The following is a 21083-nucleotide window of genomic DNA, read 5'->3' on the forward strand; positions in this document are numbered from 1 at the left end:
TCAGCGGCCCCGCACCGGGATTGACGGCATGCCGAGCGACACGCCGGGCCGGCCTCCCGGGCTCGCCGCACCAGGTGCCGGCGCACCGCAGGAGTCGGCCTGCGCCCTGTCCCAGGCATCGCCGGCACGGGACCGGCGCAAGGAATAGTCGGCTGCCGTTGCCGGATCGGCGATCAGGTGGAAGGCGGCCGCTTCGGTGATGGTGACCGTCACCAGGTCGCCGGGGCGCGGGGCGGGAGCCCCCCCGGGCACCGTGAAGTGGACCAGGCGCTGGTCCTGGGACCGGCCGGAGAGGCGGTGGGTTTCCTCGGACTTCCGGCCGGACTGGGCGGTGACCATGACCTCGACGCGGCGCCCCAGCTGCTTGGCGTTCTCTTCCGCCGCGATGCGGTCCTGCAGCGCGGTGAGGCGCTCAAAGCGTTCCTGCACCACGGCCTTGGGCAGCTGGTCCGGCAGGTCCGCGGCCGGGGTGCCGGGCCGCTTGGAGTATTGGAAGGTGAACGCCGTGGCGAAGCGCGATTTTTCGACGACGTCCAGGGTCGCCTGGAAGTCCTCCTCGGTTTCGCCCGGGAAACCGACGATGATGTCGGTGGAGATCGCGGCGTGCGGCATCTTGGCACGGACCTTGTCGAGGATGCCGAGGAACTTTGCCGACCGGTAGGAACGCTTCATGTCCCGCAGCACCTTGTCCGAACCGGACTGGAGCGGCATGTGCAGCTGCGGCATGACGTTGGGCGTTTCCGCCATCGCGTCGATGACGTCATCGGTGAAAGCAGCCGGGTGCGGGCTGGTGAAGCGTACCCGTTCAAGGCCCGGGATCTCACCGCAGGCGCGCAGCAGCTTGGAGAACGCCTGCCGGTCCCCGAACTCCACCCCGTACGAGTTCACGTTCTGGCCGAGCAGCGTCACTTCGATGGCGCCGTCGTCCACCAGCGCCTGGACCTCGGCGAGGATCTCCCCGGGCCTGCGGTCCTTCTCCTTGCCCCGCAGGGACGGGACGATGCAGAACGTGCAGGTGTTGTTGCAGCCGACCGAAATGGAAACCCAGCCGGAATAGACGGAGTCACGCTTGGTGGGCAGCGTGGACGGGAAGACGTCCAGGGATTCGAGGATCTCCAGCTGGGCCTCGTTGTTGTGGCGGGCCCGGTCCAGCAGGGCCGGCAGCGCGCCCACGTTGTGCGTGCCGAAGACCGCGTCCACCCAGGGCGCCTTCTTCAGGATGGTTTCGCGGTCCTTCTGGGCGAGGCAGCCGCCAACCGCGATCTGCATTCCCGGGTTGGCTGCCTTGATGGGCGCCAGCTGGCCGAGGTTGCCGTAGAGCTTGTTGTCGGCGTTTTCCCGCACCGCGCACGTGTTGAAGACCACGACGTCGGCCTGGGCACCGTCGGCCGGGACGTAACCGGCGGCCTCCAGCATGCCGGCCATGCGCTCGGAGTCGTGAACGTTCATCTGGCAGCCGAAGGTGCGCACCTGGTAGGTGCGGTGCGCAGCGGCGCCGCCGGTTGCTTCGTTTTCGGTGCCGGCTGCGGGGGAAGGAAAGGTCAAACTCACCCATTAAGGGTAACGGGTGCGCTCAGTCCCAGTGAGCGGTAGGTTCGGCACCTTCGGACGCAGCGTCCAGGACCTCGCCCACGATCCGGAAGGCCTGCGAAGGCTGGTACCCCTTGCGGGCGAGCATGGACGCGAGCCGCCGCGTGGTCTTGTCCCGTTCTGCGCGGTCGGTCAGGTCAGTTCCCGGCCGCAGCTTGCGTTCCACGAGATGGCGCGCGGCAGCTTCCTCGTCCTCGTCACTCAGCTGCGCCAGGGCAGATGCCGCAGTGTCAGCGTCAATGCCCTTTTCCGCGAGTTCACGCCGAAGCGCACCTTTGGCCAGCCTGCGCGACTGCGACCTGCTCCGCACCCACATGTCTGCGAATTCGGCATCGTCCACGAGCCGGACCTCTTCGAACCGGTCCAGCACAGCTGCGGCGACATCCTCCGGGACATTGCGCTCGGCCAGCTTACGCTCCAGCTGCAGCCGGCTCTTGGGCGATGCGGTCAGCTGGCGCAGGACGATGGCACGCGCCACCGACGCCGGATCGGCCTCCCGGTCCTCCTCAGGTTCCGGTCCGTTCCACGCGGGCCCGGCCTCTGCCGGTCCGGCCCCTGCCGGACTGGTTCCTGCCGGACCTGCCGAACGGTCCTCTCCGGCCCTGGCGAAAGCCGGAGAGGACCGGCGTCTGCTAGAAGCCGTCAACGGCCTTCAGCTTCGGTGAGGCTTCTGCGTCTGCAGGTTTGGTTCCTACGCCGAGCTTTTCCTTGATGAGCCGCTCGAGTTCCGCCGCCAGTTCCGGGTTGTCGCGCAGGAAGCGGCGCGAGTTCTCCATGCCCTGGCCGAGCTGGTCGCCGTCGTAGGTGAACCATGAGCCGGACTTCTTGATGATGCCGTGCTCAACGCCCATGTCGATGATGCCGCCCTCGCGGGAGATGCCCTGGCCGTAGATGATGTCGAATTCGGCGACCTTGAAGGGCGGGGCCATCTTGTTCTTGACGATCTTTGCCTTGGTGCGGTTGCCGACGGAGTCGGCACCTTCCTTCAGGGTCTGGATGCGCCGGACGTCGATACGCACCGAGGCATAGAACTTCAGCGCCTTACCACCGGTGGTGGTTTCCGGTGAGCCGAAGAACACACCGATCTTTTCGCGCAGCTGGTTGATGAAGATGGCGGTGGTCTTGGTCTGGCTCAGGCGTCCGGTGATCTTTCGCAGCGCCTGGCTCATGAGGCGCGCCTGCAGGCCGACATGGCTGTCGCCCATGTCGCCTTCGATTTCCGCGCGCGGCACCAGTGCCGCCACGGAGTCGATAACCACGATGTCCAGAGAACCGGAGCCCACCAGCATGTCCATGATCTCCAGGGCCTGCTCACCGGTGTCCGGCTGGGAGACGAGGAGTGCGTCCGTGTCCACGCCAAGCTTGGCGGCGTATTCCGGATCGAGGGCGTGCTCGGCGTCGATGAACGCGGCGATGCCGCCGTTGCGCTGGGCGTTGGCCACGGCATGCAGGGCGACGGTGGTTTTACCTGATGATTCCGGACCGTAGATTTCAATGACGCGGCCCCGCGGAAGGCCTCCGATTCCGAGCGCGACGTCCAGGGCGATGGAGCCGGTGGGGATGACCTCGATGGGGGCGCGTGTTTCGTCGCCCAGCCGCATGATCGATCCCTTGCCGAACTGCTTGTCAATCTGCGCGAGCGCTGCTTCAAGCGCTTTTTCGCGATCCGGGGCTGCCGCCATGGTTCACACCTCTAATGCTTTCTCGCTTTGGAGGGGCCTCTGCGGCCCTTTGTCTGTCATCACCGACGCTAGCGCCACCCGCTGACATTCTGAGCGGGCAGCCGCGCGTATGTGGATAACCCGCTGCCAAAAAGCATAGTCGCACCCGAACAGATATTCGAACAACCGGTCGGCGTGTCAGCTGCTTCGCGCGCGGGTCGGGGACGTCCTAGGCCAGGTCCGGCCCGTCCTGGCGCGGCTTGATGTCACGGCCGAGGCGCCGCTCCTCCGGGACGTCCTGGACGTCGCACACCGCCAGCCAGATGTCCCGCGGATTGATACCCGCCGCGAGGGCCTGGGCTGCCGTCCGGCCGCCGACGCCGGCAAGGACGAGGGACCCGCCCAGCACCCGCGAGTAGCCTGAGCCGAACTCGTCGTCCATCAGCCGCCAGAAATCACTAATCCTCACGAAATAGAGTCTCTCACGGACGCTGACTCTAGAATGGTTGCCATGAGCAACCCCGCTGAAGCCCCCGAAACCGCTGCCCCCGTCGAGGACATACTTGATGCGGCGCTGACCAACGTGGAGCATCAGATCAGCATCTTCTGGCGCCGCGCGCGGTCCATTTCCCAGCAGCTGTCCCGCGAGGTCCACCCGGACATGGAGCCCGCCGCCTATGGCCTGCTGACCGTGATCCGCAAGAACGGGCCCATCCGGCTGACCGAACTTGCCTCCTGCATCGGCGTCGGCAAGCCTTCCGTCAGCCGGCAAATCGCTTTCCTTGAAAGCATCGGACTGGTAGCCAAGGAAGCCGACCCCCTCGACGGCCGCGCCCAGACCATCAGGCTCACCGCCGAAGGCGAAGAGAAGATGCACCAGGTGCAGGATGCCCGGCGGCAGGTCTTCCGCGAGCGGCTGGGCGAATGGCCGGTGGCGGACCTCGAAGCGCTGGCCGGCTACATGGCAAAGCTCAACGCCACTTACGAACGCGACGGATTCCCCCGCGACGGCGCTCCCTAACCGCTTTGAGGCGGTCCCTAGCCTGCTTCAGGCACAGCGAAGGCCTCCGGCACAGAGCCGGAGGCCTTCGGTTGTAGTTAGGTGGTCCGGATTCCCGGGTTTGGGCTGCCCGGCTTTTGCTGCCGGGCCCCGTTTTTACCTTGCTTTTTTACCTTGCGCCTGAGAGCAGTTCCGTGGCGAGGTCGCTGTTGAGCTCGGTGTTCAGGTCACGCTCCAGGTCACGGGCGTAACGCTGGGAGAATTCCTGCGGGACGGTGTCCGGCACCGCAACGCCTTCAGCAACAGCCACGCGGTCGCTGACCTCGCGGAGCATGCTGGAAAGCGGAACATCCAGCGCCGAGCAGATCGAGGACAGGAGTTCGGAGGAAGCTTCCTTCTGGCCGCGTTCCACTTCACTCAGATAACCCAGGGACACCCGGGCACTGTGCGAGACTTCGCGGAGGGTACGCCCCTGACGCTGGCGGACATCGCGCAGGACATCACCGATTTCGTGACGAAGTACTACCATCTTGCGCTCCTTCTGTTCGCTCTTGGCCTGATCGGCGAGGCCCACGTCCTTCCAGCGGACAACGCCGTTTACGGACACGGGCTGCTTTACCATCTGTATCGCCTTGCTCCCTCATGGTTCCGGCCTACTGTGACGTAAACCGCATATGTTCTCTTCATCCTAGGCGCCTCCCTCAAGGAGAGGCGACACAATGTGACAACTATTCGGAATCGCTTTTTGTTCCCGGCAACCTTACTTCCGGTAGCTTAGCGCAGCCAGCGGGCGACCCGCCGGTAAATCGGCAGCATGCCGGAGTGTCAGCCCAGCGCACCGAGAGCTTCCTGAAGACGCTCCAGCGCGGCGCCGCAGGCGAGGCCGCGGATCTCAGCCCGCGTACCCTGGAAGCTGTAGGGAAAGGCGTGCGCGCCTTCCGGGGTGGCGACCCCCACAAAAACCGTCCCCACGGCCTTGCCGTCATGGGCATCGGGTCCGGCTACCCCCGTGGTGGAGACGGCGAGGTCTGCCCCGCATACCCGCCGCGCCCCTTCCGCCATGGCGGCGGCCACCGCTTCATCCACCGATCCGACGGCATCCAGCAGCGCCTGCGGGACGCCAAGAACGTCGCGCTTCACGGTGTTGTTGTAGGAAATCACGCCGCCCTGCAGCATGGCAGACGCCCCGGCGGTGTCGGCCAGGACGGCAGCGACCATGCCCGCGGTCAGTGACTCAGCGGTGGCCACGGTGACGCCGCGCGCGACTGCCGCCGCAACGGCTTCCCCGGCGACCCGGTGCAGATTCGTCACAGCTGGCCCTCCTGCCTTGGGGTGTCCTGATCAGGGATCTCCTGGTGGGCGTTGTCCTTCCGGCCAAGGTCCTGTGCCTGCCGGCGGAGCCCCTCAGACCTGACCTTCAGGGCCTGAACAACGTATTCGACGCCGGTCCAGACCGTGATCAGCACGGCCGCCAGCATCACACCGAGGGCCACCCAGGTCAGCCACGGGGCGATGGACGCCAGCGGCAGAAGGTAAAGGAAAATGGCGACGGTCTGCACAACGGTCTTGAGCTTGCCGCCGCGCGATGCCGGGATGACGCCATAGCGGATCACGAAGAACCGAAGCGCCGTGATCCCCCACTCGCGGACGAGGATCACCAGGGTAATCCACCAGGGCAGCTCATTCAGCAAAGACAGCATGACCAGGGCGGACCCGGTCAGCAGCTTGTCGGCGATGGGGTCGGCAATCTTGCCGAAGTCGGTGACCAGTCCCCTGCTGCGGGCGATGTCGCCGTCGAGCTTGTCCGTGTAGATGGCGACGGCGAAGGCCGCCACGGCGGCCCAGCGCCATCCGGTCGACTCGCTGTGCAGGGCCGGGGCATCGGCGATGAGGAACCACACGAAGAACGGCACCAGCACGATGCGCAGCATCGTGAGGATGTTGGGAAGATTCCAGATCCCGGAGCTGTTGGAGCCGGCCGCGGTCGCTTCGGTGCTAGTCACCCTTCTAGGCTACCGTCTCAGGCCTACCGGCCGGTGAGGGACCAGGCGTCCTCGGAACCGTCCTCGTCGCCGTCCGAACCGTCGGCGCCGTCGTAATAGTCGGTGCTCTGGGTGCGGTTGTCGAGGTCGGCGGCGACGAGGTCCTCGGCGTAGCCGCCCTGGGCGATGTTGGCGTTGGCGTTGTCGCTGAGTGCGGCGGTCTGCGAATCAGCCGTGGCCGGCGCCTCCTGGCCCTTCATGGCAGCCAGCACGGCGGCAAGATCGTCCGGCTTGACCAGCACGTCACGCGCCTTGGAACCTTCCGACGGCCCGACGACGCCGCGTGATTCGAGCAGGTCCATCAGGCGGCCGGCCTTCGCGAACCCGACCCGGAGCTTGCGCTGGAGCATGGACGTCGAACCGAACTGGGTGGTGACCACCAGCTCCGTGGCCTGCAGCAGCACCTTGAGGTCGTCCCCGATGTCGTCGTCGATCTGCTTCTTTTCAGCTTCGGGGGCAACGTCGTCCCGGTAGACGGCCTGGAGCTGGCCCTTGACGTGCTCAACCACCTTGTGGATCTCGGACTCGCTGACCCAGGCGCCCTGGACACGCATCGCCTTGGAGGCGCCCATGGGCAGGAACAGCGCGTCACCCTGCCCGATCAGTTTTTCGGCACCGGGCTGGTCCAGGACCACGCGGGAATCGGTCACGGAGGACGTGGCGAAGGCCATGCGGGAGGGCACGTTGGCCTTGATCAGGCCGGTGACCACGTCCACGGAGGGCCGCTGGGTGGCCAGCACGAGGTGGATGCCGGCGGCACGGGCCAGCTGCGTGATGCGGACAATGGAATCCTCGACGTCGCGGGGTGCCACCATCATCAGGTCCGCGAGCTCGTCCACGATCACCAGGAGATAGGGGTAGGGCCGGATGACGCGCTTGGAGTCAACCGGCGGCTGGACCTTGCCTGCCCGGACGGCCTTGTTGAAGTCGTCGATGTGCTTGAAGCCGTAATTGGCGAGGTCGTCGTAGCGGGCGTCCATTTCGCGGACCACCCACTGCAGCGCCTCGGCGGCCTTCTTGGGGTTGGTGATGATGGGCGTGATGAGGTGCGGCACGCCTTCGTAGGCAGTGAGTTCCACGCGCTTGGGGTCCACCATGACCATGCGGACCTCATCCGGCGTGGCGCGCATCAGCAGCGACGTGATCATGGAGTTCACGAAGGAGGACTTACCGGCGCCGGTGGCACCGGCAACCAGCAGATGGGGCATCTTCGCGAGGTTGGCCACGACGTAGCCGCCTTCGACGTCCTTGCCGACGCCCATGACCATGGGGTGGTCCGTGCGGCGGGCGTTCTGGCTGCGCAGGACATCGCCGAGCGACACCGTCTCGCGGTCCGTGTTGGGGATCTCGATGCCGATGGCGGACTTGCCCGGGATGGGGCTGAGGATGCGCACATCGCTCGAGGCGACAGCATAGGAGATGTTCTTGGACAGGGCTGTGACGCGCTCGACCTTGGTGCCGGGCGCCAGTTCAATCTCGTACCGGGTGACGGTCGGACCCCGGCTGAAGCCGGTGACCGTGGCGTCCACGTTGAACTGCTGGAGCGTGTCGGTCAGGGCGGCCACGACGGCGTCATTCGCCTCCGTGCGCTCCTTGGGAATGGAACCGGGGGTCAGCACATCGGAGGACGGCAATGTGTAGGTGACGTCGCCGGCGAGCGACAGTTGCTCCGTGCGCTGCGGAATGGGAGTGGGCGCCGGGGCAGGTGCCACGGGCTTGGAGGGCACGTGCACTGGAGCGGCCGGAGCCGCACCGGATGCGCCCGCCCCTCCGGCCATGCCCGGGGCCACCAGCGGGATCGCCTCGGTGGCGTTCTCGGTGTCGGCGCCCTTGGCGCCCAGCCCCTGGGCGGCCTTGATCTTTTCGACGGCGATCTCCGCCTGGGTGGGCCGGCGGACTCCGGGGGCCACAGCGGGCGGTTCCTTGCGGGCGGCAGGTGCCGCGTCGTCGTCGTCGATTACCGCATGCTCAAACGCTTCGTCTCCGACGTAGCCCTCGAGGCGGGGATCGGCTTCCTCATCCTTGCCAAAGAGGCGCTTGCGCTTCTTCTTCGGCGCGGGAGGGGTGTTTTCGTACAGGTAGCTGCGGTCGTGGACGTCGCCGTCATTCTCCTGGAGGTCGATGCCCATCAGGTGCTCATAGGCTGCGCGCAGCCGGCGCGGTATGGCCCCGAACGGCGTGGCCGTCACGATGAGCAGCGAAACGAAGGCCAGCAGACCGTAGAGGACCACCGGAACGGCGGGGTGAATGGCGGCGAGCGGTGCGGCTGCCAGGAATCCCAGCATGCCGCCGGCCTGCCGCAGCCCGTCGAAGCCCTCGCTGACGGTCGGCTGGCCGCCCACGATGTGCGCTATGCCGCAGCCGGCGAACGTCATGATGAGGAAGCCGATGCCCACCCGGTTGTTTCCGCGGCCGTCCACGGGATGCCTGAACAGCCGGCACGCGCACACGAAGAGCATGAGCGGAAGAACCAGCGACATCCAGCCGAAGGTGCCGTTGACAACCGCGTAGACGGCGTCCGGGAACCAGCCGCGGAGACCCCACCAGGCGAACGTGGCGATGAACACTGCCAGCGCCAGGTTGAAGAGCGCTGCCCCGTCACGCCGGTCCTCGGGCGCCACGTCGCTGACGTCCTGCCCGATGCGGCGCACTCCCCCGCCCACGAGGTGGCCGATGCCCTGCCAGGCCCCGCCAGCCACGCGCAGCAGCCACGGCTGCCGGTGTTCGACGGCGGGAAGCTGGCGTGTGCGGGCAGTGCCGCCGGACGATCCGGCCCGGCCGGACTTGGCTGCCGACGAGCCGCTGCGGCCGGTGGATGCGCCGGATTTACTGCTGGAGGTACGTTTTGGCGCGGGGGAAGTACGAGTGGCCATATCTGCCACGGTACTCCACTGGGGCCGAAGGACCCCGGATTTCCGGGCCTTCGGGGGCTGTGTTCAGCGCTGTTCTGCCGTGCCCAGCCCCCGAAACCGGCAGTTAGGCCTCCAGGACGACCGGGATGATCATGGGGCGCCGGCGCAGCTTCCGGTTGACCCAGGTGCCGATGACCCGGCGAACGATCTGCTGCAGCTGGTGGTTGGTGTGGTCCGCGTTGCTGAGCACGGCCTCCTCCAGTGCGGCGTTGATCTTGGGGATGATGTCATCGAAGACGGAGTCGTCCTCGGCGACGCCGCGGGCGTGGATCTCGGGGCCGGAGACGACCTTGCCGGTGGCCCGGTTTATGACCGTGATGATGGAGATGAAGCCTTCATCGCCCAGGACGCGGCGGTCCTTGAGGTCGGCGTCGGTGATTTCGCCGACGCTGGAGCCGTCCACGTACACGAAGCCGACCTCGACCTGGCCCACGATGTCGGCCTGATGGTCGCGGAGGTCGATGACCGTGCCGTTGTCTGCCAGCAGGACGCTGGCGGTCGGCACGCCCGACTCCTCAGCGATCCTGCCGTTGGCGATGAGGTGCCGGGTTTCGCCGTGCACCGGCATGGCGTTGAGGGGCTCGAGGATGTTGTAGCAGTAGAGCAGCTCCCCCGCCGCGGCGTGGCCGGACACGTGGACCTTGGCGTTGCCCTTGTGGATCACGTCGGCGCCAAGCTTCAGCAGGCCGTTGATGATGCGGAACACCGCGTTCTCGTTGCCGGGGATGAGGCTTGAGGCGAGGATGACGGTGTCGCCCTGGCCCACCACAACGCGGTGGTCGCCGTTGGCCATGCGCGACAGCGCGGCCATGGGCTCCCCCTGGGAACCGGTGGACATCAGGACCACCCGGTTGTCGGGCAGGGTGTCGATGTTCTTCAGGTCCACGAGGATGCCGTCCGGCACGTGCAGGTACCCGAGCTTGGCGGCGATGGCCATGTTCCGCACCATGGAACGACCCACGAAGGCGACGTTGCGGCCGTGCTTGTACGCTGCGTCCAGGACCTGCTGCACCCGGTGGACGTGCGAGGAGAACGACGCCACGATGATGCGCTTGCTGGCCTGGGCAAAGAGCCGGTCCAGGGTGGGGCCGATCTCCTTCTCCGCCGTGGTGAATCCGGGAACGTCGGCGTTGGTGGAGTCGGACATGAACAGGTCCACGCCCTCTTCACCCAGCTTGGCAAAGTGCCGGAGATCGGTGATGCGCCCGTCGAGGGGCAGCTGGTCCATTTTGAAGTCACCCGTGTGCAGCACCGTGCCGCCGGCCGTGCGGAGGAAAACCGCCAGGGCGTCAGGGATGGAGTGGTTGACCGCAACGAATTCGCACTGGAAGGGGCCGAACTGTTCCACCTGCCCCTCTTTGACGGACAGGGTGTAGGGCTTGATCCGGTGCTCCTGAAGCTTGGCTTCAACCAGGGCCAAGGTCAGCTGCGACCCGACGAGCGGGATGTCGTTGCGGAGCCGCAAAAGGTACGGAACGGCTCCGATGTGGTCCTCGTGGCCGTGCGTCAGGATGACGGCGACGATGTCGTCGAGCCGGTCCTCGATGTACGAGAAATCAGGCAGGATCAGGTCAACGCCGGGCTGGGTTTCCTCGGGGAACAGGACACCGCAGTCGACAACCAGCAGCTTGCCGTCGATTTCGAACACAGCCATGTTCCGGCCGATTTCGCCGAGCCCGCCCAGCGGAACAATCCGCAGGGTGCCTTGGGGAAGGCGGGGAGGCGTAACGAGGCCGGGGAGGGCTACTTGGGTCATAATGCACTTCTTTCCAGACGGAAGAGTGCCGGTCTCAGTCCGTCAGGAAAAGACCAGCCCTCCCTCCGCCAAGTCCTCGCGGATGGTTTCGATCTCGGCTTCATCCGGCTCCACGAGGGGCAAGCGGACAATCGAGTTGGGCAGGACTCCCTGCCATTTAAGAATTTGCTTCGCGGCGACGGCACCCTGGACGCGGGTCATCGTTGCGCGGACCACCGGCTCAAGCTCGAAGTTGATCTTGCGGGCCGTTCCGAGGTCGTTCGCATTGACCGCGTCAATGAGCTCCCGAAAGCGGCGGGTGGCGACGTGCGTAGTGACGCCCACGAGGCCGACGGCGCCCATGGCCATCCACTGCAGGGTCAGGCCGTCGTCGCCGGAGTAGAAGGCAAGGTCGGTCTCGGCCAGCACGCGGGTGGCCGCGGCGAAGTCCGCCTTGGCGTCCTTGACGGCCACGATGTTCGGGTGCTGGGCCAGGCGGATCATGGTGTCCGGGGCGATCTCGATGGAGGACCGTCCGGGGATGTCGTAGAGCATGACAGGCAGGTCCGTGGCGGACGCGACGGTCTCAAAGTGGGCCCGGACGCCGGCCTGGCTGGGCTTGTTGTAGTAGGGGGTGACGATCAGCAGGCCGTCGACGCCCAGCTTGGCGGCTTCCTGGGACAGGTGCACGGAGTGGGCGGTGTCGTTGGTCCCGGTGCCGGCGATGATGGCGGCCCGCCCACCGACTGCTTCCTTCACGGCACGGAACATGCCGAGGTTTTCCTCGTCAGTGAGGGTGGATGTCTCGCCGGTGGTGCCCGTCACGACGAGGCCATCGCAGCCGTCGTCAACGAGCTTGGTGGCCAGTTCCGCGGCCTGCTGGTAATCGACCTTGCCGTCCGTTGTGAACGGGGTGACCATGGCGGTCAGGAGGGTGCCCAGGGCAGGAATGTTCGCGGAAGTGTCAGCCATGGGAAAAACGTTACCCTGTCACGTGCAGGTTAGGACAATGGCAGCCCCGTGATGATCGTCAAATTGCGGCGCAGATGCCGGCACGGGGCCGGTTAGCGGTACCGGTTCAGGGAACCCCGCCGCAGCACCGCAGTGACCACTTCGGTTCCGGTGCCGCCTGCCTGCTGCATCGACAGCCCGTCGGGTCCCCAGAAACCGCTGAGACCGCAGGACTGCCCCAGCGGCGTGCGGCCACCCAGGTTGGCAAGGACGCTGTACATGCGGTTATCCATGGCCCGGGCTCCCAGGTGCAGCCCGAGCCGGTGGCCTTCCTCCTGCGTGTAGAGCGCCGAAACTGCGTACACGTCGGCTCCGGCGGCGGCAGCAGCGCCGGAATGTGCCGGATGGGCTGCATCGAAACAGATGGCCAAAGCAATCTTCCAGCCGTCGACGTCCAGCAGCAGCGGCTCAGGGCCCGCCGCATGTTCCGGCATGGGTTCATGTTCGGGCACGGGTTCATGTTCGGCCATGGCTTCGTGGCCAGGCCTGGCTTCGCGATCCGGCATGGCCGGCTTTTCGGGCGCTGCATCATATCCCGGACCTGCCTCAAATATGGACTCTTCGTCGCCGTGAAGGTGCGCCTTGAAGGCGGCCTCTTCCACGCCGTTCGGGTGTATCGCGAGGGATGCGAGCCGCGGTGTACCGTCCGCTTCCCGGACGGGTGCCCCGACGACGGCGGTGATGCCGGTTCTGCGGCAGATCTCCCGAATGGGGGCCAAACGGCGGTCGGCGGGCACCACCCACTGGCCACCACTTCCCTGCACAGCGCTTTCCTGCCCGGCGCTTTCCTGCCCGGCGCTTCCCTGCACAGCGCTTTCCTGCCCAGCGCTTTCCTGCTCCGCGCCTCCCTGGTCACCGCTCCCCTGGTCTTCCCCCGGTCCGCGATCGCCGCGAAGCAGCGGCAGGCCATAGCCCGTGAGGGACAGCTCGGGAAAGACCACGAGCCGGGCCCCGTGCGAGTCGGCGTCCTCGATGAGGCGCACATGCTCCGGCACGTTGGCTTCGATGCCTCCGGCCAGGGCGGCGTACTGGACGACGGAGACGGTCAGCGGCGCTGTCACGGGTGCTGTCGAAGGTGCTGTCACGAGCCCATCCTAGGCCGGGCGCGCCCGGGCCGGATCCCCTGCCACACGGGCGTTCCCCGACGAATAGTCCCCCTGCCAGCCGTAGGGGTTCACCCAGCCGAAGTCCGTACCGGGAAGAACCGGCACGACGAGAGACCTGCACCAGTCGGGCACGCACCAGGAAAAACCAGCACCAGGCCGCATGGACACCAGGCCGGGTGGACACTAGGAGGGGTCGGCACCCGAGCAGTATCGCTCCACGGCCGCCTCCCGCAGCGATTCAGCCCACAAGGCAAGGCGCTGGGCGGCGCGGACGTAGTGGAACAGCTCGGTGGGCGTCAGCGCGTCAATATCCGTTTCGGACAGCCGGCGCGCGAGCTCCGCGCCGGGCGGCTGGTCCGACAGCGCAACGCCTTCGCGGCCCCACTGGACGTCTTCGGCCGGCTCCCCCGCGACGAGCTGCCGGAAGAGGTAGTCCACCACACCGGGGCTCATCGCCTTCAGGGGGTCACCCTTGGGCGGACCGCCCTTTCCTGAATCTGCCCCCGATGGATCTGCCCTTGAGTGGATCTGCCCTTTGAGTGGATCTGCCCCGAGGGGATCAGTCATTGACGCCTCAGTCGTGGCTGGCCCAGCCTTGCGCGGATCGACACTGCCCGGATCGACACTGCGGCGATCGATTCCGCGCGGATCGATTCTGCGCGGCGCGACAATACGAGGATCGCTTCGCACACGGCCCCCGGGCGCGCTTCCACGTACGCGGCCGTTGTACCCATCAGCCCCAGGCGTTTGAGGCTGGAGGGGATCACTGTTGAGCCGGGAACCGCCGGGCTCACGCCCCTGTTCGAGCTGCTGCGCTGCGGAACGCCCGGATGACTTCTTCATGCGGGAATTCTATTCGAACATATATTCGAATACAAGACTCGCCCTTCTTCCGGGCAGCGCCGAGCAGGACCGGGCAGAGCCCAGCAGGACCCGGGCTCCGAAGACAACAGTTCATGAAACGCCCGGCCGGAGTGCCATGTGAGACGATCACATCATGACCTCGCGGAGCACGGCTGCATCGTCCAAAACAGCGAAGGGGCCGGCGGCTGGTGTCCGTCTGGCCGGTATTGACGCTGCCCGCGGCCTGGCCCTGCTGGGCATGATGGCCACGCACCTGCTCCCGACGTTCGAGTCCAATGCGGCACTGACCCCCACCTGGGTGGGCCTGACATTCTCCGGCCGCGCTGCCGCCCTGTTTGCGGTGCTCGCGGGCATCGGGCTCGCCTTGTCCACTGGCAAACAGCAGCCTCCCGACGGCCCCGCACTCACGGCCGCGCGGCGCGGCATCGCGATGCGTGCCCTGGTGATTGCCGTCGTCGGGCTAACGCTCGGCGGACTGGACGTCAACGTCGCGGTAATCCTTGTGCATTACGCGGTGCTGTTCCTCTGCGTGCTCCCGTTCATCGGGCTGCGCGTGAAGGCCCTGTGCGCCTGGGCGGCGGGCTGGATCCTGCTCTCCCCGCTGATTTCCTTCCTGCTGCGCCCCTGGCTCATGGCCTCAGAGCCGCCGCTGCAGCTCAGCCACAATCCCGGCTGGGAAGACCTCACCACGCCCGGCCAGTTGCTCGGCGACCTGTTCCTGACCGGCTACTACCCGGTGTTCCAGTGGATTTCGTACCTGCTGGTGGGGCTCATCATCGGCCGGCTCGCGCTGACCTCGGCGATCGTTCCGGTGTTGCTGCTGTTCGGCGGCATTGCGGCGGCGGCCTTTGCCAAAGTCCTGGGGACGGCGGCGATGGAGCAATGGGGCGGCCGCGCCGCCCTGCAGGACATCCTCACGGACCCCAACTATCCGCTGGCCAGCCTCCTGCAGGTCAATCTGGCCGGCGTCCGCCAGGAAGGATCGTGGTGGTGGCTGGCCAGCAGCGCCCCCCACTCCGGAACCACGCTGGACCTGCTGCATACCAGCGGTGTGGCGGCCGCCGTCGTCGGCCTTTGCCTTCTGGTGGGCCGGCTGGGGCAGTGGCTGGCTCTGGACCTCCTGCTTCCGCTGCGGGGGCCCGGAGCCATGACGCTGACGCTGTACACCGCCCACGTCTGCGTTGTGGCGTCCTTCCACCTCAAGCCCTTGCCCGTGGGCTGGACGGAGGACGGGATGTACTTCGCCCACGCGGCGCTGGCCATCGTGATCGGAATGGTCTTCGCGGTCCTCAAATGGCGGGGACCGCTGGAATGGCTGGCGCACGCAGCTAACCAGGTGGGCCGGCACCAGCGCGCCGGGATCCGCTGAGACAGGCCTGGGTGCCTGCCTTTAGCGGGCTACCGCATCCCCCGATGCGCGGAACAACCGCACGGCGTCGCGCATGGACGAGCGCGCCCGCTTCCGGTCACCGGAAGCGTCGTAGGCGCAGCTGAGCCGGAACCAGGACCGCCAGTCGTCAGGTGCCGCCTCCGTTTCCGCGCGGTACTTCTCGAACTCCTGGTCGGCGGCGGCCCTGATGATCCGGCCGGCCGGCGTGCGGGGCAGGTTATCCTCCGGCAGTCCGCCTTCGGCCTCGAGCACCCGAGCCATCTGTTCGGTCCGGGCTCCGAAGAGAAGTTCCCGGATCAGCGCCCAGGCGCCGATCACCGGCAGCACCAGGTACGCCGCGCCGATGGCCTTCGCCACAGGTTCGGGATCCGACAGCAGCAGAACCGAACGCTGGAACGACACCACAAGGTAGAAGACCAGCAGGAGCGTCACCGCACCCACCCAGATCTTGGTGCGGTTTGTCCGCAGCCAGCCAAGAAGCGGTTTCACTGCCTTACAGCCCCAGGTCCAGGTAACCGTCCAGGCCGACCGTGAGCCCCGGGTGCGCTGCGACGCTCCGCACGCCCAGCAGGACGCCGGGCATGAACGAAGCCCGGTCGAACGAGTCGTGACGGAGCGTCAGCTGCTCCCCCGGCCCGCCGAGCAGGACCTCCTGATGTGCCACGAGCCCGCGGAGCCGGACGCTGTGCACGCGCACGCCGTCCACCTTGCAGCCGCGGGCGCCGGCCAGCTCAGTGGTGGTGGCATCGGGGCTGGGGCCAACGCCGGCCGCCTCACGCTCCGCCGCCACCAGCTGGGCGGTGCGGACCGCGGTGCCCGAGGGCGCGTCAACCTTGTCCGGGTGGTGGAGCTCGATGATCTCCACGGATTCGAAATACTTGGCCGCCTTGGCGGCAAACGCCGACGTGAGCACCGAGCCCAGGGCGAAGTTGGGCGCAATCAGCACACCGACCTCCGGGTGGCCGACCAGCAGAGTCTCCAGCGACTCCAGCCTGCCCAGGTCCCAGCCCGTGGTCCCTACCACCGCGTGCATGCCGTTTTCGACGGCGAAGCGGACATTCTCCTCGGTGCTCTCCGGAACGGTGAGGTCCACGACATACCGGGCACCGGCGTCGATGAGGGAATCAAGGGAGTCACCGCGTCCCAGCGCGGCGACGAGCTTCATGTCCGGAGCGGCCTCCACAGCTTTCACGGCTTCGGCGCCCATGCGCCCGTTTGCGCCCAGAACGGCGACAGGAAGTTGTTGGGTCATGGATTCAACACTACCGTTCGCGCGTGCGCCGGACGGAACCGGAGGGCATGCGTTACCTCACGCAGGGCGTGTGCGCCCCAAGGCCCCTATTCCCCGGCCCTCCAGCCGTTACTCCCCGGCGCCGACCCATTCAACGGTGCCGTCGCTGAAGAACTGTTCCTTCCAGATCGGCACCTGGGCCTTGACCCGGTCCACCAGCTCGGAGCATACGGCAAAGGCCTGCCCGCGGTGGGCTGCCGCCACGGCACAGACGAGGGCGGGATCGCCGATCTCCAGCGGGCCCACCCGGTGCGCGACCCAGATCCGGACCGGCGGGTTCCCAACATCAGATCCCTCAGTCCCGGCCGCTTCGGCCTGCTCCGCGACCAGCTGCCTGACGACGTCGTCCAGCACCTTCCGGGCCGTCGGGTGGGCGCTGTAGCTGAGCCGGTCCACCGGCTTGCCGCCGTCGTGGTTCCGGACCACGCCGCTGAAGCTGACCACGGCGCCGGCGGTCTCCGACTCCACGGCGGCGATCGCCTGGTCCACGGAGATGGGTTCGGTGCTGAGCACCGCGTGTACTACTTCGAACGATGCCTCAGTGGCCATGTCCGCCCTCCAACTGGTCGCACAGGTGCCCGATCACCGGGTCCAGGACGGACAGGCCGTCCATGACCCCCTTGGGTGATCCGGGCAGGTTGATGATAAAAGTCCGGCCGGCTGAACCGGCATGCCCCCTGCTCAGCATTGCATGCGGCGTCTTGGCCGTTCCAACCTGCCTGATGCCTTCCATGATGCCGGGAATTTCGCGGTCCAGCAGCGGCAGCGTCATTTCCGGCGTCCGGTCATCCGGGCTCAGGCCGGTGCCGCCGCTGGTGATGACGACGGCGGGTTCCTGGGTCAGGAGCGCCCGGATGGCAGCCCCCACGGGCTCGCCGTCCGGCACCACCATGACCGGATACGGCACGAAGCCGTGTTCGGTGAGCCAGTCGGTGATGACCGGCCCGGTTTCGTCCTGGTAGACGCCGGAGGCCGCGCGCGTTGACGCGATGACGACGCCGGCCTTGCGGCCCTGCACTTCGCCGTGGACATGCGCCGACCTGGTCCTGGCGTTGGGCCCAGTTGTCGAATCGGCGCTGCTCACAGGGTCCAGTCCCCGCTCTTGCCGCCGCTCTTGGCCAGCACCTTGATGTCGGTGACGACGGCGTGCTTGTCCACGGCCTTGATCATGTCGTACACGCTCAGCGCTGCCACGGAGGCAGCCGTGAGGGCCTCCATTTCGACGCCGGTCACGCCGCGGGTCTTGACGGTAGCCAGGATGTCCACTGTCTCGGGACCGAGCTCGAAGTCGACCGTCACCTTGGAAATCGGCAGCGGGTGGCACAACGGGATCAGCTCAGGAGTCTTCTTCGCCGCCATGATTCCGGCAACGCGGGCCACCGCCAGGGCGTCACCCTTCGGCAGGCCACCGGTGCCGAGCAGCGCCAGGACTTCGGCGGTGCTGTGGACGGTCGCCGTGGCCGTGGCCTCGCGCGTGGTCTCCGGCTTTTCTGAGACATCCACCATCTGGGCGGTGCCGTCACGGCGCAGATGAGTCAGGGCGCCGTGGTCATGTTCTGCAGTCACAACATCCATACTTCCACTTCGGCGCCCTCGTTAAGAACGGCGGTGCCGGCAGGAATGTGCACGAGGGCGTTCGAGTGGGCCAGCGCCTGCACCAGGTGGGAGCTTTCGCCGCCCTGCAGCCGGACTGTCCCGTCCGCCTGCAGTGACCCCCGCCGGACCTGGTGCTTGCCGGCCGGGGAGGTCAGCGGCTGCCCCAACCGGGCCCGGATTGCGGGCCTGGGCGCCGGCGCACCAAAGAGTTCCCCGAGCACCGGCCGGAGAAACATTTCAAAAGAAACGAGGCAGCTGACGGGGTTCCCGGGGAACGCAAGGAGGGGGACGCCGTCGAACATTCCAAGCCCCTGGGGGCCGCCGGGCTGCATGGCGACGTGCTGGAATGTTACGTCCTGGCCCTCCATGGCCTGCCGCACCACCTCATACGCCCCCTTGCTGACTCCCCCGGTGCTGACAATCAGGTCCACTGCAGATGTGTGGGTCCTCAGCAGCGTCCGCAGGGCGTCCGGGCTGTCGGCGGAAATTCCGGCCCTGGTTACGGCAAGCCCTGCCTGCCGCAGTGCGGACTCAAGGAGGGTTCCGTTGGCATCGTAGATTTTGCCTTCCGTCAGGGTTTCCCCGGGTTCCACCACCTCGTCGCCGGTGGTCACCAGCAGGACGGACAGCGGCTTGTGCACCAGGACGTCCGGCAACCCCAGCGCCGCGAGCAGGCCGAGCTGGGCCGGACCCAGGCACGTTCCTGCGGCCAGGGCCTGCCGGCCGGCCTCGATGTCGCTTCCGACGGCGCGGATAAACGTCCCGGCTGCCGTGGCCGGCAGTTGCACCTCGGCTTCCTCGCCCGGGGCCGGAAAGGCGGACGGAACGGCGCGCTCAACGGGCACGACGGCGTCTGCCCCGCTGGGCAGCATGGCGCCGGTCATGATGGGGACGGCCGTGCCGGGCTGCAGGGGCGCGGGACTTGCGCCAGCCGGTACGGGGGCCGCGACGCGTAGGTGCGCGCCGCCGTCGGGCACGTCCCGGGAGCGGATCGCAAAGCCGTCCATTTGGGAGTTGGGAAACGGCGGCAGGCTTATCGGCGCCGTGATGTCTTCCGCCAGTCCGCGGCCCAGGGCCTGGACGAGCGGAATCCTTTCGGTCCGCCCCGGTGAGAGCAGCGGTTCAAGGAGCTCCCTGACCGCCTCCCGGTGATCCACGACGCTGTGGTGAGCGGTGTGGCCGTGCGTTCCATGTTCATGGGTGCCGTGCTGATGGGTAGCGGCGCCGGCGGGAGGTGCGGCGGCAATGGGTCCGGCAGAAGGTGCGGCTACATCGCCGTGCGGCTGCGAATGGCTGTGCATGGTCCGGCCTTAGGTAGGCTACGTTTTCACGTCCAGTCTAATGGTGTGAAGGCCAGTGGCACCGTCCGGGGCCACCGGGCGCCGCTCCTCCACCTGCACGGTTCCCCTCCGGTCCGTGGCCCGCACCTGCACCTCGTGTTCGCCGGGCTGCAGGTCAACGCCGAGCTCCCACTGGTACCACGTGTCCACCGAGATGCCGGGAGCCAGCCGGGCCGGCTGCCAGTTCCCCCGGTCCACACGCAGTTCAACCTTGCCGACTCCCGTGTGCTGCGCCCAGGCCACACCCCCGACGAGAACCTTTCCGGCCGGCACCGAGGCACCGTTGCGGGGCACGTCGATGCGGGATGAGAGCTTGATGGGGCCGCGCTCCGACCAGCCGCGTGGCGTCCAGTAGGCCACGTCGTCCGCGAACCTGGTGACCTTGAGTTCGATGAGCCACTTTGTCGCGGAGACGTACCCGTACAGCCCGGGGACGATCATGCGCACGGGGAAGCCGTGTTCGAGCGGAAGCGGTTCGCCGTTCATGCCGACGGCGAGCAGCGCATCGCGCCTGTCGGTCAGCACTTCCAGCGGGGTGCTGGCCGTAAAGCCGTCCGCGCTCCGGGACAGGACCATGTCCGCCTCCGGCCTGGGCCCGGCCATCGCCAGCAGCTCCCGGACCGGCCAGCCCAGCCAGCGGGCGTTGCCGATCAGGCCGCCACCCACCTCGTTGGAAACGCAGGCGATCGTCACGTGCCGCTCGACCAGGGGCTTGGCCAGGAGGTCGTCGAAGGTGAGCTCCACCTCGCGTTCCACCAGCCCGGTGACCTTGAGCTTCCATTCGCGGGAATCAAGCACGGGTACGGACAACGCAGTATCAATGCGGTAGAAATCGGGATTAGGCGTGACCAGCGGGGCCACGCCCGCCAACCCGAGGTCGGCTCCTGCCGGAATGGCTGGCGCCGGGGACTTCGCCTTGGGGAGCTGCAGGGTCCGGCGGACCTCGTTGACGCCTGCGGCCCCGCCCCGCCAGACCGCGACGACAGCGCCACCCACCACGACGCCGGCGGCCGTGCCTCCCAGCACTTGGAAAAAGCCCCGGCGGGCCGGGCCTTCGCCGGCCTGCCCTGCACCGTCCACCGCGGCGAGGCGCCTGACCAGCTTCAGCAGCACCGCGATGCCAATTCCGGCGGCCAGGAGCGGAAGTGCGACGGCGGCTGCGGTAACCTGCGCGCGGGTCAGGACCGCCGCGAGGCCCACGACGCCGAAGACGGCAAAGACGGCGGCACCCGCAAAGCGCCGGCGCAGCTCAAGGATGCCCGCCGCGGCGGCGACCACGGCAATGACCAGCGCCATGCCGGCCAGCAACGCAAGTTTGTCCGCCGTCCCGAACAGGGAAACGGCCCAGTCCTTGACACCCGGCGGGACCGCATCGATAACGGCGCCGCCCAGGGCTGTCATGGTTGACAGTGAAGGGCTGACGAAGCCGGCAATGAGTTCGCTGGCAACAACCCCGGTGCCGGCTGCGACCACTCCTGCAGCCGCTGCCCACCGGCGCCCGTGCCGGCCTGGCTCCTGGGACCCGTTCACCCTTCCAGCATAGAT

Annotated in this window: 21 protein-coding genes; 2 read left to right on the forward strand and 19 right to left on the reverse strand. The window is 67.4% G+C overall.

Annotated features, from left to right (window positions below; all coding sequences use genetic code 11):
* The 4 genes from miaB to ACFUTU_RS09015 all read right to left on the reverse strand — a co-directional run bounded on the left by miaB (position 1) and on the right by ACFUTU_RS09015 (position 3720).
* Complete coding sequence (gene miaB / locus ACFUTU_RS09000; protein ID WP_377963333.1) at positions 1 to 1551, reverse strand: tRNA (N6-isopentenyl adenosine(37)-C2)-methylthiotransferase MiaB; 1551 nt, start codon at positions 1549 to 1551, stop codon at positions 1 to 3.
* Between the two features lie 22 nt (positions 1552 to 1573).
* Positions 1574 to 2068, reverse strand: coding sequence for a regulatory protein RecX (locus ACFUTU_RS09005; RefSeq protein WP_377963476.1), 495 nt, complete (start codon positions 2066 to 2068; stop codon positions 1574 to 1576).
* Between the two features lie 154 nt (positions 2069 to 2222).
* Positions 2223 to 3272 carry a recombinase RecA gene (gene recA, locus ACFUTU_RS09010; protein ID WP_377963335.1) on the reverse strand — a complete coding sequence of 350 codons (1050 nt, stop codon included), beginning with the start codon at positions 3270 to 3272 and terminating at the stop codon, positions 2223 to 2225.
* A gap of 208 nt (positions 3273 to 3480) precedes the next feature.
* A complete protein-coding gene (locus ACFUTU_RS09015) occupies positions 3481 to 3720 on the reverse strand; it encodes a DUF3046 domain-containing protein (RefSeq protein ID WP_377963337.1) in 240 nt (79 codons plus the stop codon).
* A 42-nt stretch (positions 3721 to 3762) separates the two neighbouring features.
* Here ACFUTU_RS09015 and ACFUTU_RS09020 point away from each other — a divergent pair, with 42 nt between their 5' ends.
* Complete coding sequence (locus ACFUTU_RS09020; protein ID WP_377963339.1) at positions 3763 to 4272, forward strand: MarR family winged helix-turn-helix transcriptional regulator; 510 nt, start codon at positions 3763 to 3765, stop codon at positions 4270 to 4272.
* A 148-nt stretch (positions 4273 to 4420) separates the two neighbouring features.
* Here ACFUTU_RS09020 and ACFUTU_RS09025 read toward each other — a convergent pair whose 3' ends face one another.
* The 8 genes from ACFUTU_RS09025 to ACFUTU_RS09060 form a co-directional block, all read right to left on the reverse strand.
* Positions 4421 to 4873, reverse strand: a complete 453-nt coding sequence (locus tag ACFUTU_RS09025) for a helix-turn-helix domain-containing protein (protein WP_377963341.1) — start codon at positions 4871 to 4873, stop codon at positions 4421 to 4423.
* A gap of 203 nt (positions 4874 to 5076) precedes the next feature.
* Entirely contained in the window at positions 5077 to 5562 is a 486-nt protein-coding gene (locus ACFUTU_RS09030; RefSeq protein ID WP_377963343.1) for a CinA family protein, read from the reverse strand.
* Positions 5559 to 6254, reverse strand: a complete 696-nt coding sequence (pgsA, locus tag ACFUTU_RS09035; RefSeq protein ID WP_377963345.1) for a CDP-diacylglycerol--glycerol-3-phosphate 3-phosphatidyltransferase — start codon at positions 6252 to 6254, stop codon at positions 5559 to 5561. Before pgsA ends, ACFUTU_RS09030 begins: the two co-directional genes overlap by 4 nt.
* Before the next feature lie 23 nt (positions 6255 to 6277).
* Entirely contained in the window at positions 6278 to 9166 is a 2889-nt protein-coding gene (locus ACFUTU_RS09040) for a DNA translocase FtsK (protein ID WP_377963347.1), read from the reverse strand.
* Between the two features lie 103 nt (positions 9167 to 9269).
* Positions 9270 to 10961, reverse strand: coding sequence for a ribonuclease J (locus ACFUTU_RS09045; RefSeq protein WP_377963349.1), 1692 nt, complete (start codon positions 10959 to 10961; stop codon positions 9270 to 9272).
* A gap of 42 nt (positions 10962 to 11003) precedes the next feature.
* Positions 11004 to 11912 carry a 4-hydroxy-tetrahydrodipicolinate synthase gene (dapA, locus tag ACFUTU_RS09050; RefSeq protein WP_377963351.1) on the reverse strand — a complete coding sequence of 303 codons (909 nt, stop codon included), beginning with the start codon at positions 11910 to 11912 and terminating at the stop codon, positions 11004 to 11006.
* A gap of 92 nt (positions 11913 to 12004) precedes the next feature.
* Positions 12005 to 13036, reverse strand: a complete 1032-nt coding sequence (locus ACFUTU_RS09055; protein ID WP_377963353.1) for a carbon-nitrogen hydrolase family protein — start codon at positions 13034 to 13036, stop codon at positions 12005 to 12007.
* Between the two features lie 204 nt (positions 13037 to 13240).
* The gene (locus ACFUTU_RS09060) at positions 13241 to 13510 is read right to left on the reverse strand and encodes a hypothetical protein (RefSeq protein WP_377963478.1); all 270 of its coding nucleotides are present in this window, start codon (positions 13508 to 13510) and stop codon (positions 13241 to 13243) included.
* 544 nt (positions 13511 to 14054) lie between these two features.
* Between ACFUTU_RS09060 and ACFUTU_RS09065 the strand changes: the two genes are divergently transcribed.
* Positions 14055 to 15290 carry a heparan-alpha-glucosaminide N-acetyltransferase domain-containing protein gene (locus ACFUTU_RS09065; protein ID WP_377963355.1) on the forward strand — a complete coding sequence of 412 codons (1236 nt, stop codon included), beginning with the start codon at positions 14055 to 14057 and terminating at the stop codon, positions 15288 to 15290.
* A gap of 21 nt (positions 15291 to 15311) precedes the next feature.
* On the opposite strand, the gene ACFUTU_RS09070 is transcribed toward ACFUTU_RS09065, so the two are convergent.
* The 7 genes from ACFUTU_RS09070 to ACFUTU_RS09100 all read right to left on the reverse strand — a co-directional run bounded on the left by ACFUTU_RS09070 (position 15312) and on the right by ACFUTU_RS09100 (position 20939).
* On the reverse strand, positions 15312 to 15800 hold the full coding sequence (locus ACFUTU_RS09070) for a hypothetical protein (protein WP_377963357.1): 489 nt from the start codon (positions 15798 to 15800) through the stop codon (positions 15312 to 15314).
* A 4-nt stretch (positions 15801 to 15804) separates the two neighbouring features.
* Positions 15805 to 16563, reverse strand: a complete 759-nt coding sequence (dapB, locus tag ACFUTU_RS09075) for a 4-hydroxy-tetrahydrodipicolinate reductase (RefSeq protein WP_377963359.1) — start codon at positions 16561 to 16563, stop codon at positions 15805 to 15807.
* Between the two features lie 108 nt (positions 16564 to 16671).
* On the reverse strand, positions 16672 to 17151 hold the full coding sequence (locus ACFUTU_RS09080; protein ID WP_377963361.1) for a molybdenum cofactor biosynthesis protein MoaE: 480 nt from the start codon (positions 17149 to 17151) through the stop codon (positions 16672 to 16674).
* Positions 17141 to 17686 (reverse strand): molybdenum cofactor biosynthesis protein B, encoded by a 546-nt coding sequence (locus ACFUTU_RS09085; RefSeq protein WP_377963363.1) that lies wholly within the window; start codon positions 17684 to 17686, stop codon positions 17141 to 17143. The genes ACFUTU_RS09080 and ACFUTU_RS09085 overlap by 11 nt, the downstream gene beginning before the upstream one ends.
* Complete coding sequence (gene moaC / locus ACFUTU_RS09090) at positions 17683 to 18177, reverse strand: cyclic pyranopterin monophosphate synthase MoaC (RefSeq protein WP_377963365.1); 495 nt, start codon at positions 18175 to 18177, stop codon at positions 17683 to 17685. Before moaC ends, ACFUTU_RS09085 begins: the two co-directional genes overlap by 4 nt.
* A complete protein-coding gene (glp, locus tag ACFUTU_RS09095) occupies positions 18165 to 19499 on the reverse strand; it encodes a gephyrin-like molybdotransferase Glp (protein ID WP_377963367.1) in 1335 nt (444 codons plus the stop codon). The genes moaC and glp overlap by 13 nt, the downstream gene beginning before the upstream one ends.
* An 18-nt stretch (positions 19500 to 19517) precedes the next feature.
* Entirely contained in the window at positions 19518 to 20939 is a 1422-nt protein-coding gene (locus ACFUTU_RS09100) for a molybdopterin-dependent oxidoreductase (protein WP_377963480.1), read from the reverse strand.
* Between the last annotated feature and the right edge of the window lie 144 nt (positions 20940 to 21083).

The organism is Arthrobacter sp. NPDC057388 (genome assembly GCF_042668165.1).
Classification (GTDB): Bacteria; Actinomycetota; Actinomycetes; order Actinomycetales; family Micrococcaceae; genus Arthrobacter.

Bases quoted from the DNA above. Each gene is read 5' to 3' on its own strand.
- recA (WP_377963335.1), bottom strand. From the start codon at position 3,272: ATGGCGGCAGCCCCGGATCGCGAAAAAGCGCTTGAAGCAGCGCTCGCG.
- ACFUTU_RS09020 (WP_377963339.1), top strand. From the start codon at position 3,763: ATGAGCAACCCCGCTGAAGCCCCCGAAACCGCTGCCCCCGTCGAGGAC.
- ACFUTU_RS09025 (WP_377963341.1), bottom strand. From the start codon at position 4,873: ATGGTAAAGCAGCCCGTGTCCGTAAACGGCGTTGTCCGCTGGAAGGAC.
- ACFUTU_RS09040 (WP_377963347.1), bottom strand. From the start codon at position 9,166: ATGGCCACTCGTACTTCCCCCGCGCCAAAACGTACCTCCAGCAGTAAA.
- ACFUTU_RS09045 (WP_377963349.1), bottom strand. From the start codon at position 10,961: ATGACCCAAGTAGCCCTCCCCGGCCTCGTTACGCCTCCCCGCCTTCCC.
- dapA (WP_377963351.1), bottom strand. From the start codon at position 11,912: ATGGCTGACACTTCCGCGAACATTCCTGCCCTGGGCACCCTCCTGACC.
- ACFUTU_RS09060 (WP_377963478.1), bottom strand. From the start codon at position 13,510: ATGAGCCCCGGTGTGGTGGACTACCTCTTCCGGCAGCTCGTCGCGGGG.
- ACFUTU_RS09065 (WP_377963355.1), top strand. From the start codon at position 14,055: ATGACCTCGCGGAGCACGGCTGCATCGTCCAAAACAGCGAAGGGGCCG.
- dapB (WP_377963359.1), bottom strand. From the start codon at position 16,563: ATGACCCAACAACTTCCTGTCGCCGTTCTGGGCGCAAACGGGCGCATG.
- ACFUTU_RS09080 (WP_377963361.1), bottom strand. From the start codon at position 17,151: ATGGCCACTGAGGCATCGTTCGAAGTAGTACACGCGGTGCTCAGCACC.
- moaC (WP_377963365.1), bottom strand. From the start codon at position 18,177: ATGGATGTTGTGACTGCAGAACATGACCACGGCGCCCTGACTCATCTG.
- glp (WP_377963367.1), bottom strand. From the start codon at position 19,499: ATGCACAGCCATTCGCAGCCGCACGGCGATGTAGCCGCACCTTCTGCC.
- ACFUTU_RS09100 (WP_377963480.1), bottom strand. From the start codon at position 20,939: ATGACAGCCCTGGGCGGCGCCGTTATCGATGCGGTCCCGCCGGGTGTC.